This window comes from Pseudomonas sp. ABC1 (assembly GCF_013395055.1).
Taxonomy (GTDB): domain Bacteria; phylum Pseudomonadota; class Gammaproteobacteria; order Pseudomonadales; family Pseudomonadaceae; genus Stutzerimonas.
In genome coordinates, this window is sequence record NZ_CP058349.1 from 1,807,882 (window position 1) to 1,822,930 (window position 15,049).

Consider the following 15,049-nt stretch of genomic DNA (forward strand, 5'->3'; position numbering starts at 1 on the left):
TCAGAACAACTCCACTTTCGGCATCCAGACACGGATCAGCGAGAACAGCCGGTCCAGCTCGATGGGCTTGGCCAGGTAGTCGTTGGCGCCAGCAGCCAGGCAGCGGTCCTGATCGTCCTTCATCGCCTTGGCAGTCACGGCGATGATCGGCAGGCGCTCGAAGCGAGCCTCCTTGCGAATCTCGCGCATGGCGGTGAAGCCGTCCATCTCCGGCATCATGATGTCCATCAGCACCAGGTCGATGTTCTCGACCTCATGCAGTCGGGCGATGGCCTCATGGCCGTTACGGGCGATTTCCACCAGCGCGCCCTTCTGCTCCAGCGCGCTGGTGAGGGCGAAGACGTTGCGCACGTCGTCGTCCACCACCAGGATCGTGCGGCCTTCGAAGGTCTTCTCGCGGCTGCGGGCGCTCTTGAGCATCTTGCGCCGCTCCGGCGGCATGTCCGACTCGACCTTGTGCAGGAACAGCGTGACCTCGTCCAGCAGGCGTTCCGGCGAACGGGCACCCTTGATGATGATCGAGCGCGAGTACTTCATCAGCGCCGCCTCTTCGTCACGGCTCAGGTTGCGCCCGGTGTAGACGATCACCGGCGGGAAGGAGCAGATGTCCTCACCGGCCATGCGTTCCAGCAACTGGCTGCCATCCATGTCGGGCAGTTTGAGGTCGATGATCATGCAGTCGAAGACCGTATCGCGCAGCAACTCCAGCGCCTGGCGCCCGAACGCCACGGCAGTGATCTCGACATCTTCGTCCTCGATCAGCCGCGAAATGCTGGCGCGCTGCAAGGCATCGTCCTCGACCAGCAGGATGCGTTTGACCTTCTGCGCCAGCCGCGTCTCCAGGCTGAGGAAGACGTCTCGCAGTTCCTCACGGGTGGCCGGCTTCATCGCATAGCCGATGGCGCCCATTTGCAGCGCGGCCTCCTTGCGGTCCTCCACGGAGACGATGTGTACGGGGATGTGCCGCGTCTCCGGTGTTTCCTTGAGCCGCTCCAGCACGGTCAGGCCGGAATGGTCGGGCAGGCGCATATCCAGCAGGATCGCGTCGGGCTGGTAGTGCACGGCCGTCTCGAAACCGGCATCGGCACTCTGCTCCAGCAGGCAGCTGTAGCCCAGCTCATGGGCCAGGTCACGCAGAATGCAGGCGAACTGAGGCTCGTCCTCGATCACCAGCACGCTACGCTCCTTGAACGGGTAGGCCTGGCGGTCATCCGGCAAGCGCTCCACCGGCACAACAGGCACCGGCGCGCTGATCACGGGCGCCACGCTCTCGGCCCGCACCTGCGGCAACCTGGGAGCGGCCGGCACATCATCATGGTTCTCCGGCAGCAGCAGCGTGAAGGTACTGCCCACGCCCGGCTCGCTCTGGACATCGAGCGAGCCGCCGAGCAGTTGCGACAACTCACGGGAGATCGACAGCCCCAGGCCAGTGCCGCCATAGCGCCGGTTGGTGGTGCCATCGGCCTGGCGGAAGGCTTCGAAGACCGCCTGCTGCTCGTCCTCGGCGATGCCGATGCCGGAGTCGCGCACGCAGAACGCCAGCATGCCGTCGTCGCGACGCTCCACCCGCAGGCTGACGAAGCCCTTCTCGGTAAACTTGAATGCGTTGGAGAGCAGGTTCTTGAGAATCTGCTCCAGGCGCTGGCGATCGGCGTACAGGCTGGCCGGCAACCCTTCGCCATACTCGATGGAGAATTGCAGGGCCTTCTCCACCGCCTGCGGCATGAACAGGTTCCGCAGGCTGTCCAGCACCCGCGAGAGGATCATCAGTTCAGGCCGCACCTCCATCTTGCCGGCCTCGACCTTGGCGATGTCGAGGATGTCGTTGATCAAGGTCAGCAGGTCGTTGCCGGCGCTGTAGATCGAGCGTGCGTATTGCTCCTGGTCTTCAGTCAGGTTGCCCTGGGGGTTGTCCGCCAGCAGCTTGGCCAGGATCAGTGAGCTGTTGAGCGGTGTGCGCAGCTCGTGGGACATGTTGGCGAGGAATTCCGACTTGTAGCGGCTGGCCCGCTGCAACTCCTCGGCGCGCTGCTCCAGCAACTGCTGGACGTGCTGCAGGCGCGTATTGCGGTCATTCACCTGGTCGCGCTGACGCTCCAGCTCCAGCGCCTGCTCGGCCAGTTGCTCGTTGCTCTGCTCCAGTTCGGCCTGCTGTTCCTCGAGGTGCTGCTGGGACTCGCGCAGGACACCCGACTGCGCCTCCAGCTCTTCGTTGGCGGCCCGCAGCTCTTCCTGCTGCACCTGCAATTCTTCGTTCAGTTGCTGCGTACCGGACAGGGCCTGCTGCAAACGCTGGCGGTAGCGGGCCGACTCGATCGCCGCGCCCAGGCTCTCCGCGATGCGCTCCAGCAACTCGGCGTCCTGCTCCCGCGCCGGACGCAGGAAACCGATCTCCAGCACCGCATTCAGGGCACCGCCGCTGTGCACCGGCAGGATCAGCACCGAGCTCGGCGCGGCACTGCCCAGCGCCGAGCTGACCCGCAGGTAATCGCCCGGCAGGTCGTCCAGCACACGCAGTCGGCGCTCCAGCGCGACTTGTCCAACCAGCCCTTCGCCCAGTTCCAGTTCGGCCCGGCAAGCCTTTTGCGGTGCGTCGTAGGCGAACTCGGCCACTCGATGCAGACGGCCATCCTGCAACGCATACAAGGCACCGACGCTCACGTCCAGATAGCGCGCCAGAAAACCCAGCACGCCTTGCCCCAGGGTTTCCAGGCTCTGCTCGCCGATCACCGTTTCACTGAGCTGGGTCTGGCCACTGCGCAGCCAGCCCTCGCGCTCCAGCCTGCGCGCATGGGTACGCTGCTGTTCGAGGCTTTCTTCATAACCGTCGGACAGCGCCATCAGGTCGCGCCGCGCCAGGAAAACCAGCACACCACTGAAACCCAGACTGAACAGCAGGAAGGCGCCGATCAACAGCCAGGTCGTGCGTTCAGCCGTCTGCGTGCGCTCAATGCGCACCTGGCGCTCTTCGGTGATGAACGCATTGAACTCGTTGCGAATGCGGTCGATCATCTCCTTGCCGCGCGCCTCGCGGACATACTCAGCGATATCGCCGCCCTGCCGACGCAGCTCGATCACCTGCTGCGAATAGGGCAACCATTGCCGGTAGGTCAGCTCGATCTGCTCGATACGCCGCAACTGCACCGGCTTGCCATCGGCATATTCCCTCAGTGTCTGCAGCCCATTCTCGACCCTGGCCGCCCCTCGGACATACGGATCGAGAAACGGCTCTTCCCCTGCGATCAGGAAGCCGCGCATGCCGGTTTCCTGGTCGATCATCAGCTTGTAGGTTTCGTTGGCGACAGCCACGCCCTGTATCGACTGCGCCACCCAGGCGTTCAGCGCCAACAGGTAATAGACGGTGGCACTGAAAAATATCGCGCTGAACGCACCGAAGCCCAACGGCACCAGTACGTTGCGCCGCAGGATACGCTTGAACTGGAAGGGGTCGATAAAGGCGTCAGTCATCCTCGTTCCTTGCTCGGTCATGCATGTGAGATTCAGGGACTTTACACAGTCACGCCCTGGCTAAATAGAAAAACCCCGCGAAAGCACGACTTGCGCGGGGTTCCGGACAGGCCACGCGGGCCTGCGAAGCGGTCAGCGGCGGGCGATGATCCACACCGCATGCACGATACCGGGGATGTAGCCCAGCAGGGTCAGCAGGATGTTCAGCCAGAAGGCCCCGGCGAAACCCACCTGCAGGAACACACCCAGCGGCGGTAACAGAATGGCGATGATGATGCGTATTAAGTCCATATTCCTCTCCCTTGGAAACTCGCTGCGGAAAACCACTTCCCTATCGACCGGGAGCCTGGAAAGTGGTTCAGCGCAAGGTGACCGCCGCCATGGGCGGCATCAGAACCGGCTCACGATCTCGCGAGCCAGGTTCAGGGGAAATCCGGAGGCGACCGGGTAGGTCGCCAAGGGCGCCCGAGGGCGCTACGAGGAAAATAACGCGACACGACTGCCGTGGTGTGCGTTAGTGACCGGGAGCCTTGTGGGCGCCTGGCCTGCCGAAACCCCATCATGGACGCGCCCCGTATCGGAGACACGGGCACTACGACTTTTGACGGATGCCGGCAGGACTCAAGTATCGCAAAGACACCCGCCATCCGGCTACGGCGAGCGGGACGATTCGTCTACGCGCCCGACCGTCCGGGATGCCTTTTGCCCGCCCACGACACGCCGCCTTGTGTTCATCACTCCTGTGCGAACGCCAGACCAACGAGGTCGGCCTCACAAGCCATTCAGCCCCTGGCCTTGGGCGATGCGCCATCCGGTTTGCGCTTGATGGTCTTGAGCAGGTCCTCGGGGCTGATGAAGCCGACTTCGCCCGCACCGCTGCCTAGCAACGGTTGGTTGAAGATATGCGTCTTCATGCGGCCGATGACGTGCATCTCGCACGGCTTGCAGTCGAACTTCAGCGTCAACACTTCGTCCTGGTGGATCAACTGCATCGGTGCCACTTTGGTGCGCACGCCGGTCACGCCCTTGGCCTGCTTGGGGCACAGGTTGAAGGAGAAACGCAGGCAGTGCTTGGTGATCATCACCGGCACGTCGCCCGCCTCCTCATGGGCCTCGTAGGCCGCGTCGATCAGTTGCACGCCAAAACGGTGATAGAACGCCCGTGCCTTCTGGTTATAGACGTTGGCCAGGAAGCTCAGGTGCGACTCGGGATAGACCGGCGGCGGCACGCTGACCGGCTTGCGCGCGCCACGCGGGTGGGCGGCCAGGCGCGCCTGGGTCAGCGCATCGACGGCATCGCGGCGCAAGGCCTTGAGCTGCGAGTTGGGCACGAACGGCATCGCCGCCCCCACGATCTCGGTCGCCCTGGCGAAATAACAGGTGGTGCCCAGCTTACCCAGGGTGTCCTGCAACTGGCTGCGTGCCTGCTGCGGGTCCTTGGCCTGGCCGAACGGCCCCGCCAGTTCCAGGGCGACACTGATGCCTTCCTCACTGGTGACACGCAGGCCGATACGCGCCTCGTCCAGGCTCACCTGCCAGTCCAGCGCGATGCGCCGCTCGGCGGACGTCTTGAGCAGCGCCTGCTGCCAGTCGTGGTCCAGGTTGCGGTTGAGGACATGGTGCGGACGCAACTGGCGCAGTTGTGGCGGCATCTCGTTGGGCAACACGCGGTATTGCCACTGCTCGACACCCTCGTCCTCGAAGGTCGCCAGTTGCTCCACGGTATTGGCGCGGAAGCCGACGACCTCGCGCTTGACCAGCACGTTCAGGCCATCGCCATTGTTCAGGCGCTCGCGGCTCTGCACCAACAGGTCGTTCTTGCCAACCCCCAGCACTTCGCCCACCGCCAGGCCGACGAACTTGGGCGACTCGAAGGCGCCGATGTCGATCTTGCGCTCACTGACGAAGTAGTCGGTGCTGCCACGGTGGAAGGTCTTGTCCGCATCGGGGATGAAGAAATGCTCGGTACGCCCACTGGAGGCTCGCGCCAGCTCGGGGCGCTCGGTGAGGATTTCGTCGAGCTGCTGGCGATAGGACGCGGTGATGTTCTTCACATAACTCATGTCCTTGTAGCGGCCTTCGATCTTGAACGAGCGCACCCCGGCGTCGATCAGCGCGCGCAGGTTGGCGCTCTGGTTGTTGTCCTTCATCGACAGCAGGTGCTTGTCGTAGGCCACCACCCGTCCCTGGTCGTCCTTCAGGGTGTAGGGCAGCCGGCAGGCCTGGGAGCAGTCGCCACGGTTGGCACTGCGCCCGGTCTGCGCGTGGGAAATATTGCACTGGCCGGAAAACGCCACGCAGAGCGCACCATGGATGAAGAACTCGATGGTCGCATCGACATTGCGGCTGATCTCGTCGATCTGCCGCAGGTCCAGCTCACGCGCCAGGACCAACTGGGAAAACCCCGCCTGCGACAGGAAGCGCGCCTTGTCCAGCGTGCGGATGTCGGTCTGGGTACTGGCATGCAGCTCGATGGGTGGAATATCCAGCTCCATGACGCCCATGTCCTGCACGATCAGCGCATCGACGCCCACCTCGTAGAGCTGCCAGATCAGCGTGCGCGCCGCCTCCAGTTCGTCGTCGTGGAGGATGGTGTTCAGGGTGACGAACACCCTGGCATGGAACAGGTGGGCGAACTCCACCAGCCCGGCGATATCTTCCACGCTGTTGCTGGCGTTGTGCCGGGCACCAAAACCGGGGCCGCCGATATACACGGCATCGGCGCCATGCAGGATGGCTTCGCGGGCAATGGCGGTATCCCGCGCAGGACTGAGCAGTTCCAAATGGTGCTTGGGCAAGGACATGGTTTTATTCTGGTATGGCTGACTTCACGGAGGCGGCATCTTACGTCGCAGCCGGCAGAGCGTACAGGCTCCGCCGGCTGATCCAGCGCGGAAGCGGCGTTATATCGGGAAAGTATGTGACGTTCGGTCTTTTTAGTGGCTGATTCAGCCGGGCGCCATGGCGGCGCCTGGCTTGAATCTGCCTGCTCGGCAAACCGTGACCCGGCGCTGGTCAAACCGGCGTATCAGCCACTGTGGCAGCGGCGGATACCCACAAAGAACCGAACACCCCAGTCGGCGGTGACTGCCGGCCTCAGTCCTTGCGACCCGCCTCGATCAGGCCAAGCCCCTCGTGGAACAGGCGATTGCTGCGCTCGGCGTCGCCCAACTGGGCCAGCAAACGCGCCAGGTCGGCACAGGTGTCGGGGCGATGCTCCAGGCGCAGGCTGGCTTCGAGGTAATCCCTGGCCTTGCCCCACAACTCGTTGCGCAGGCTCAGGCGGCCCAGGGCAAGCAGCAACGTCGGGTTCTCCGGGCGGGCCTTGAGCCAGGCTTCGGCCAGTGCCAGCTGGCGAACCGGATCGCGGCCACGTACCCGGCCATAGCTTTCGACCAGCCGGTCGTCGTACTGGCGCTTGAGCGCCGTTGCCAGTACCTCCTCGGCCTTTTCCTGCTCGCTCAGCAGGCACAGGCCATCGGCATAGGCACGCACCACCGCCGGCTCATCGCGCAATCCTCGGGGCAGTGCCTGCCAGCGCTGCTGCAGGGTCTCTAGCCCTTCCTGAGCCGCCTGCCCGAGGGACGCGGTCCAGGCCAGCTTCTCCAGTTCGAGCTGACGCGCCGGCGACAAGACATGCAGTTTGCTCAGTTCCGGCAGCAAACGGCACAGGGCGGGCCAGTCCTGCAATTGCACATAGAGTTGCTGCAACAGCAGCAGCACATGGTGGTGACGCGGGTATTCGCTGTGCAGTGCGGTCAGGGAGTCGCGGGCAGGCACATAGTCGCCACGGGCAATCTGCAACTGGGCCTGGGTCAAGCCAATCGCCAGGGCCGCCTGTGGTTCACGGTCGAGGGCGCTACCGAGCAAGGCGTCGCTCTGCTGGTATTCGCCCAGTTCGTTGGCGGCACGGGCCGCGCCGAGGAAGTGCACCAGCGGCTGTCGGTCATGCTCCGCCGCCAGGCGCAGATGCCCCAGAGCCTGTTGCCACTGCCCTTCCGCCAGCTCGCGCAGGCCTTTCTGCGACGCCTTGGCCACGCGCCGCTGGCGATGCCGGCGCGACCACGGGTTCACCCAGGAGCCGGAAGCACCAAGCAGCCCCAGTGCCCAGTGGACGAGCACCGCCAGCAGCCAGAGGCCGGCCAGCAGGCCGAGGAAGACCCAGAAGCTCGACTCATAACGGAAACGGTCGTAGGTGATCAGTACATAGCCGCTGCCCTGGCTGATCGCCCAACCGAGAAACCCCAGCAGGGCGACGACCAGCAGCAGCCCAAGGGCCAGTCGGGTCTTGAGGAATGGACGCTTTTTCATGTCGCGGCCCCCTCCTTCCCGGCCTCGGCCGGGGCAGCGTCTTCAGCGGGTTCGAGTTCGGACGTCTCGCGCTTGTCCACATAGGCCTGCAACGCTTGCAACGCCGGCGCCAGGTCCGGCAGCGTCACCTGGACCTGGCGCTCGATCAGGGCCTGCAAACGGTCGCGCAAGCCACGGCTCTGGCCGTTTTCCTCGCTGAAATAGTGGCCGATCAACTCCACCGCCTGGTGCAGGGATTGGCGGTAGACCTCGGTATTGCCATTGAGCACGGCCCACTGGGCCTGTTCGATGGCCAGTGCCAGCGCCAGACGTACTTGCGCCAGACTCTGGCCCGCCAGCAGCGGCTTGATGTTGTCGTTGGCATCGAAGTCGATCCGCACATAACGGGTCAGCTCGTTCAGCCAGCGTTCCCAGCGACTCTGCCCGGCCACTTCAGGCAAGGCTTCCCCAGTCTGGAACTCGGGCAACAGGGTATTCAACTGCGCGGTCTGGCCACGCAGGGCGCCCAATTGCAGGAACAGCCCGGTACGGTCCAGCTCAGGCAGGCTGCGCAAGGCTTCCAGCCCTTCCAGTAGCTTCTGGCGAACACCGTAGGCGGCAGGATCATCCTGCTTCTGCAGGATCAGGTCGGCCTCATGCAAGAGGGCTACGGCGCTGTTGACGTCCTGCATGGCCGACAGGCGCAGCATCGCCATGCGCAACAGGTGCTCGGCCTCGGCCAGCCGCCAAGCCTCGCGACTGCTGCCCAGCACCTGCTCGACACGCCCGGCCAGGTGTTGCTGTTCGCTCTGCACACTGGCCAGCAGGCGGCGGCGCTCTTCCAGCTCGTCGGCCGACGGCAGCCGCTCCAGAGGCGCCAACCGCCCTTGCAGGCGCTGGGCGTTGTCGCTCAGTTGCCCGAGTTGCGTCTGGGTCTCCTGCAACGCTTGCAGCCCCTGGCGCTCCTGGGCAGCGGATTGCTGGATCTGCCACAGGCTGTAACCACCCAGGGCGCTACCCGCCAGCCCCACCAGCAGTGCCAACGCGGCCAGAGAACGCCCGCTGGCGGGAGGCCCGGAAGGCTTCGCCGCGTCGGGTGCAGATTGCCCAGGCAGCGCCTTGGGTTGCTCGGAGTCTTTATGCAGATCAGCTTCGCTCACGTTTCCATCCTTTGCATCAAGAAGCAGGTACGGGCGTATCCCGCAACGCTGCCAGCAAGGCCGTGGTTCCGGCACCACGGCAATCCACTACGTTCAGGGCCTCCATCTGACGCGCCAACTCGGCGACCCTCGGGCTGGGCACGAACAGGACAAGTTCCCGCAACCAGTGCCAGTCATCGCCCGCCAGCACGCGCAACGCGTGCAACCCTTCCCCACTGCTGACCACCAGCGCATTCAGCCGTTCCGAGCGAACGCGCTCGACCAGCGCAGTGGGGTGGTAATCGGGCACGAAACGTCGATAGAGCGCGACACTGTCCACCTCGACACCCCGCGCGCGCAAGGTGTCGGCGAAGAACGTCCGGCCGCCCTCGCCACGCAGAATCAAGACCTTCGGTGTCGGTTGCGCCAGGGCCTCGTCGAGTTCTGGCAAGGCCAGCAAGGCCTCACTGTCGTCCGCCCCCACCGGCCAGCAGGTGTCCAGGCCGTATTCGCGCAGGATCTCGCCGGTCGCCGCACCGACGCTGAACCAGCGCTGCCCGTGGGGCGGCTGCGGCCAATAGCGATCCAGCCGCTCCAGCCCCAGGCGCGCCGCGGGCTTGCTGACCACCACCACGGCGCAGTAGCGATCCAGGTCGAGCAGCAAGGCGCGCTGCTCGGGCGTTTCCGGCAGGGCCTCGATGGCCAGCAGCGGCAAGCTGCTGCTGTGAATGCCCTGCGCGTTCAGTACCTCACCCAGCAGCGCCCCATCGGCCTCGGGCCGAGTGATCAACAGGCGCCATCCGCTCACGCCTGACCGGCCTCGCCGTAGACCGCTTGCAGAATCTCGCCCGCTCCTTGGGCCAGCAAGGCCTCAGCGACGCGAATGCCCAGCGCTTCGGCCTCTTCCAACGGCGCACGCTGCTCGGCACGCAGCAGCAAACGACCGTCCGGCTGGCCAACCAGGCCGCGCAGCCACAATTGCTCCTGCTCGATCACCGCATAACAGGCGATGGGCACCTGGCAGCCGCCATTGAGGTGTTTGTTCATCGCCCGCTCGGCCGTCACACGCACGGCGGTCGGCTCGTGATCCAGGCAGGCCAGCAGGGCATGCAATTCAGTGTCGGCGCTGCGGCACTCGATGCCGACCGCGCCCTGCCCACCCGCAGGCAGACTTTCCTCGGCACTGATGCTGGAGCGGATGCGCTCGCCGAATCCAAGGCGGATCAGACCGGCGGCGGCGAGGATGATGGCGTCGTATTCGCCGGCGTCGAGCTTGGCCAGTCGCGTATTGACGTTGCCACGCAGGAAGCGGATTTCCAGGTCCGGGCGACGCGCCAGCAACTGCGCCTGGCGCCGCAGGCTGGAGGTGCCGACCACGCTGCCTTGCGGCAGGTCATCCAGGCTTTCGTAGCGGTTGGAGACGAACGCATCACGCGGGTCTTCGCGCTCGCAGATGCAGTACAGCCCCAGGCCCTCGGGGAAGTCCATCGGCACGTCCTTCATGGAGTGCACGGCGATATCGGCCTCGCCTTCCAGCAGGGCGGTTTCCAGCTCCTTGACGAACAACCCCTTGCCGCCGATTTTCGCCAGCGGCGCATCCAGCAGCTTGTCGCCTCGGCTGACCATCGGCACCAGGCTGACGGTCACGTCGGGGTGCGCAGCCTCCAGGCGTGCCTTGACGTATTCGGCCTGCCACAGGGCCAATGCGCTTTTTCGGGTGGCAATACGGATATGACGGGACATCGGGGCCTTCCAGCGAACGGACTGCCGGGGATGATAACAGACACGACGGCAGCGACAGCGGCACAAGGCCAGCGGCGGAGGGGCAATCGTATGAAGCCGCTTACCCTCTCCCCGGCCCTCTCCCGCTCGCGGGAGAGGGGGCAAAGGCCTACAAGCCATTCACTCTATGATCGGCAACGAAACCGTGAAGCAGGCCCCGTCATGCCGGTTGCTGACGCTCAGTTCCCCGCCCATCTGCTGCATGATGCCGTAGCTCACGGAAAGGCCCAGCCCGGTCCCCTGGCCAACCGCCTTGGTGGTGAAGAACGGCTCGAAGATACGCTCCATCAGCGCGGCCTCCACGCCACCGGCGTTGTCTTCGACTTCTATCAGCAGATGCTGGTCATGCACGGCGGCGCGGATGCTGATCAAGGGGGTCGCGACACGTGCCGACACCAGTGCGTCGCGGGCATTGACCAGCAGGTTGATCAACACCTGCTCCAACCGGTCCGGATGCCCACTGACCTGCGGCAGTTCGTCCAACTGGCAATTCCACTGTATGCCATGTCCGGCGAGCCCCGGACACACCAGGGAAAGCGCGCCATCGATGGCCTTGGCCGGCTGGAACAACTGGCAATCGGTCTCCGAGCGGCGTCCGAAGACACGCATGTGGTCGACGATACGGGTCGCCCGCTGGACCTGCTCATCCAGCCGCGCCAGTTTGTCGCCGAGGTACTCATCGGTCAGGCGGGCCTCTTCGGCGCGACGGATCAGGTTGCTCAAGGCGATGCGTATCACATTCAGCGGCTGGCTGATCTCATGGGCGATCCCCGTGGCCATCTCGCCCAGCGTGGCCATCTTCGCGCTCTGGTAGAGCAACTGACGCGACTTGTGCAGCTCGGTGTCGTCGCGACCGACGGCTTGCACTTCGAGCAGTTCGCCCTGCTCGTCGAAACTGCCCCGCACGGCCCATAGCCACCAGGCGTTCTCATATCCAGGCAGTTGCATGCACACCTCCAGCATCGCCATCGGTTGCTGCGGAGAAAGGCTCGCCATGCGGGTCTGCAAGGCCTCGGTCTGCTCCGCGGTCATGAAGTCCCGCAGGTCGAGGCCGTCGGGTGACAGGTCCCGGCGTTGCAGGTGATCGAGCAGCGGTCGGTTGGCATATGACAGTCGCAGGTCCGGGCTGTAGCGGCAGATCATCGCCGGCGAGTCCTCGACCAGCGCCCGATAGCGCTCCTCACTCTTGCGCAGCAGGTCGACCGTCTGCCGGATCTCGCTCACATCCAGCAGGATGCCGACCGTTTCCACCGGCACCCCCAGGTCATCGCGCAGCAACGTCACTTCATCCAGCATCCAGTGGTAGTGACCCTGGCTGTCGCGAAGCCGGTAGTGGTGGCTGATCTTGCCTTCGCGCAACAACCGCCGGTTGCCGCGCTTGAAGGTATCGCGGTCTTCCGGGTGGACGAACGCCAGCAGACTCTTTCCATAGAGTTGCTCATGCCGCCAGCCCAGCACGGCGGTCAGGCTGGCGCTGCTGAACTCCAGGCTCAGGCCGCCCTGCTCGTAGCGTTGTACATAGATGATCGCCGGCGCACTGTCGATCAGGCTCTCCAGGCGCGCATGGGCCGAACTGGCCAACGCCTCCTGTTCCTTGACGTGCTGGATGTCGAGGGCAAAACCGACGATCCGCCGCCCATGGCCGCGCCCCAGCACTTCCGCATCGATACGAAACCAGCGGCACTTGCCCTCCACGCAGAGCCGCAGCGCGGTACTGAACGCCTTGCCCTGCTCGGCATCGTCCAGATTGGCCTGGAAAGCATCGCGATCCGCCGGATGGATGCGCTCGAGCCAGTTCCCGTCGTCACCGCACAGCCCCAGCGCGTCACGCAGCGCCGGGGCCAAGGCCCAGCGCCCGGCATCGATCTGGTAGTCCAGCCAACCGCTGCCGAACACACGTTGCAACACATCGTGGCGCGCTACCGTGCGTTGCGCCTCCTCCTCCCGCCGCTGTTGCAACACGGGTGCGGCCAGCGAGGCACAGACCTGATTCCATAACGCTTGCGGCAGTTCGGCCAGGGGCCGGCCTGGCGTACCGGCGCACAACAGCCAGGCCTGGACGCGCCCCTGCTCCTGATAGGGAACGCCCCAGACGGGCTCGTGCAAATGCTCCACCGGCAGCCGCTGCATGCCCGCCAGGCCACGCTCGGCATACTCGCCCAGGCGCAAGGCGAAACGCTCTTCGAGCAACAGCGTCGAGGCGATCCCGAAAGCCTGCACCGACACCCAGCGCCCCTCCTGCTCCAGCAGCAGGGCCGACCAGGCCAGGCCGAGACGCGCCGTCAACGCACCGAGGAATTCTTCGAGTAGTGGCGGGTGCCCTTGCGTGTCGCTGGCACGCAGGCGCATGGCGACATCGCTGACCCGGGACAGCAATTGCAGCATGCCCTCCAGGTCCTGTAGCCGCTGCGTATGATCGAACACGTCCAGAAGCTGTGGCAGATAACCATCGGCAGTGGCGACCATTCCCAGCGCATCCTGCTGGTCCACGCCCCCCGCCCGAGAAACGAGGATGCCATGCGTGCCATGTTCCTTTCGCTCTGTCGCGAGCGTACGGGATTTCAACCACTCCCTCATGTCACACCTCCCTTGCGCCAAGCGAACAACTCCAGAACGAACCACTCCTGTGTTTCTCATGTCAGTTAGCCAGCAAGCCAAATGCTTGACAAAGGCCATTCGTCAGAAAGTCGCTAAATACCCCTTATTCAATAGTCGATAGATATAGATGTGTCCAAAAAATGGCAGAAAGCCATTATTCAAGGAGCGAGCATGGCACTACTGATCACCTGGCTGGCCTTGTGCGCCTGGACCGACCTGCGCGGGCGACGCATTCCCAACGCGCTGATCCTCGCCGGGCTGGCGGTCGCCTCCACCTGGCTCATCGCGACCGGGCAGAGTCTGGTCGGTGCCAGTGTCGGACAGGCGTTCCTGGCCCTGCTGGTCGCGCTGCTGCTGACCTTGCCGGGGTATGCCCTGGGGCGGATGGGGGCCGGCGACGTCAAGCTGATGGCCGTGCTGGGCCTCGCCAGCTCACCCGCTCATGTACTGTTCAGCGCGCTGCTCGCCGCCCTGGGCATGGTGATCGTGGCACTGCTCGGCCCGTGCCTGCGGCGCAGCAGTCCCACAGTGAAGAGCGATCCGCTCTACATGCCCTACGCCCCGTTCGTGCTCACGGGCCTGCTGCTCTTCCAGCTCGTGATGGCACAAAGTAATTAATCCCGAAAGAAACCCCTGCGAAGCGCCAGGGTCAGACTAGACGGCACTCGAAGTCATCCGACAATTGAAAACGCCGCGACCTTGCGCATGTAAAAAGGGACGACAGATGAAACCCACTATGGAAAGCCGTGGCTCGTACAAACTACTGATCGTCGACAATGAGCCGTTGATTCTGGAGGAACTGGAGGAGTTCCTCTCCGACCATTCACTGCCCTGCGTGACCTGCAGCTCGCCCCAGGAAGCCATCCAGCGCTTTCATGAAGACAGCGAGATCAACATCGTTCTCAGCGACCTCTACATGCCGGGCATGACCGGTATCGAAATGATCGCCCACCTGCGCGCCTCTGCCGACAAACGCATCTTCGAGACCATCCTGCTCTCCGGTCAGTCCGACAAGCAGGACATCATCCTGGCCTTGCAGAATGGCGTATCCGACTACCTGTCCAAACCCCTGGACCTCGATGCGACCCTGGCCAGCATCCGGCGCCTGTGCGAAGTCATCGAGCAACGCCGCGAAGCCGTGGGCCTGGACACCATATTCAAGCGCTTGCAGAGCATCAGTTCCTCGCTGGAAGAGGTCTATCAGGACATCAGCCAGGTACGAAAACCCGGGCAACCGCCCGAGCACGCGCCGCGCCCAGCCAATATCGACGAAGCCTCGCCACTGGCCAAGCTGTCACCGCGCCAGTTCGAAGTGGCCCGTCTGATCGCCAAGGGCTTGAGCAACTACCAGATATCCCACGAGCTGAGCCTGAGCGAAAACACCGTCAAACTCTATGTGTCGCAGATACTGCGCATCACCCGCCTGCAGAACCGTACCCAGCTGGCCCTGGCGCTGGCGCCAAGGGAATACCCATAGGCGCCATGCTCACTGGCCGCGCTGACTGCGACCGGCCATGTCCTGCTCGAACATCTCGGGAATCTCGTGCTTGAAACTGTCCAGCCAGCGTTGCGCGGCCAGTTCCTTTTCCGCGGGCGTCAATTGCTGCGGTTGCCGGGAAGCCGCCATCCCTTCGCGTTGCAAGCGTAACCAGACCTCCGTGGGCACCTTCGATTGCGCGGGGATCAGGACGCTATGGCGCGGTTCTTCGGCATTGGCCGGGGCAGCCAGCATGGCTGCCAGCAGTATCAGGATCGCGTTCATGGGCAAGATC

Annotated in this window: 11 protein-coding genes; 2 read left to right on the forward strand and 9 right to left on the reverse strand. The window is 64.3% G+C overall.

Going from position 1 to position 15,049, the window contains the following annotated elements:
- The 8 genes from HW090_RS07975 to HW090_RS08010 form a co-directional block, all read right to left on the reverse strand.
- The gene (locus HW090_RS07975; protein ID WP_179113012.1) at positions 1 to 3,468 is read right to left on the reverse strand and encodes a response regulator; all 3,468 of its coding nucleotides are present in this window, start codon (positions 3,466 to 3,468) and stop codon (positions 1 to 3) included.
- Positions 3,469 to 3,600: 132 nt separating this feature from the next.
- Entirely contained in the window at positions 3,601 to 3,759 is a 159-nt protein-coding gene (locus HW090_RS07980) for a YqaE/Pmp3 family membrane protein (protein WP_179113013.1), read from the reverse strand.
- 491 nt (positions 3,760 to 4,250) lie between these two features.
- Complete coding sequence (locus HW090_RS07985) at positions 4,251 to 6,272, reverse strand: U32 family peptidase (RefSeq protein WP_179113014.1); 2,022 nt, start codon at positions 6,270 to 6,272, stop codon at positions 4,251 to 4,253.
- Positions 6,273 to 6,564: 292 nt separating this feature from the next.
- On the reverse strand, positions 6,565 to 7,779 hold the full coding sequence (locus HW090_RS07990) for a heme biosynthesis HemY N-terminal domain-containing protein (protein ID WP_179113015.1): 1,215 nt from the start codon (positions 7,777 to 7,779) through the stop codon (positions 6,565 to 6,567).
- On the reverse strand, positions 7,776 to 8,918 hold the full coding sequence (locus tag HW090_RS07995; RefSeq protein WP_179113016.1) for a uroporphyrinogen-III C-methyltransferase: 1,143 nt from the start codon (positions 8,916 to 8,918) through the stop codon (positions 7,776 to 7,778). Before HW090_RS07995 ends, HW090_RS07990 begins: the two co-directional genes overlap by 4 nt.
- A gap of 16 nt (positions 8,919 to 8,934) precedes the next feature.
- On the reverse strand, positions 8,935 to 9,705 hold the full coding sequence (locus HW090_RS08000) for a uroporphyrinogen-III synthase (RefSeq protein ID WP_179113017.1): 771 nt from the start codon (positions 9,703 to 9,705) through the stop codon (positions 8,935 to 8,937).
- Positions 9,702 to 10,640, reverse strand: a complete 939-nt coding sequence (hemC, locus tag HW090_RS08005) for a hydroxymethylbilane synthase (protein ID WP_179113018.1) — start codon at positions 10,638 to 10,640, stop codon at positions 9,702 to 9,704. The genes HW090_RS08000 and hemC overlap by 4 nt, the downstream gene beginning before the upstream one ends.
- Before the next feature lie 159 nt (positions 10,641 to 10,799).
- Complete coding sequence (locus HW090_RS08010; protein ID WP_179113019.1) at positions 10,800 to 13,256, reverse strand: PAS domain-containing protein; 2,457 nt, start codon at positions 13,254 to 13,256, stop codon at positions 10,800 to 10,802.
- Between the two features lie 192 nt (positions 13,257 to 13,448).
- Between HW090_RS08010 and HW090_RS08015 the strand changes: the two genes are divergently transcribed.
- Complete coding sequence (locus HW090_RS08015; RefSeq protein WP_179113020.1) at positions 13,449 to 13,895, forward strand: prepilin peptidase; 447 nt, start codon at positions 13,449 to 13,451, stop codon at positions 13,893 to 13,895.
- 106 nt (positions 13,896 to 14,001) lie between these two features.
- Positions 14,002 to 14,754 carry a response regulator transcription factor gene (locus tag HW090_RS08020; RefSeq protein ID WP_256930764.1) on the forward strand — a complete coding sequence of 251 codons (753 nt, stop codon included), beginning with the start codon at positions 14,002 to 14,004 and terminating at the stop codon, positions 14,752 to 14,754.
- 9 nt (positions 14,755 to 14,763) lie between these two features.
- Here HW090_RS08020 and HW090_RS08025 read toward each other — a convergent pair whose 3' ends face one another.
- The gene (locus HW090_RS08025) at positions 14,764 to 15,039 is read right to left on the reverse strand and encodes a DUF3613 domain-containing protein (RefSeq protein ID WP_179113021.1); all 276 of its coding nucleotides are present in this window, start codon (positions 15,037 to 15,039) and stop codon (positions 14,764 to 14,766) included.
- Between the last annotated feature and the right edge of the window lie 10 nt (positions 15,040 to 15,049).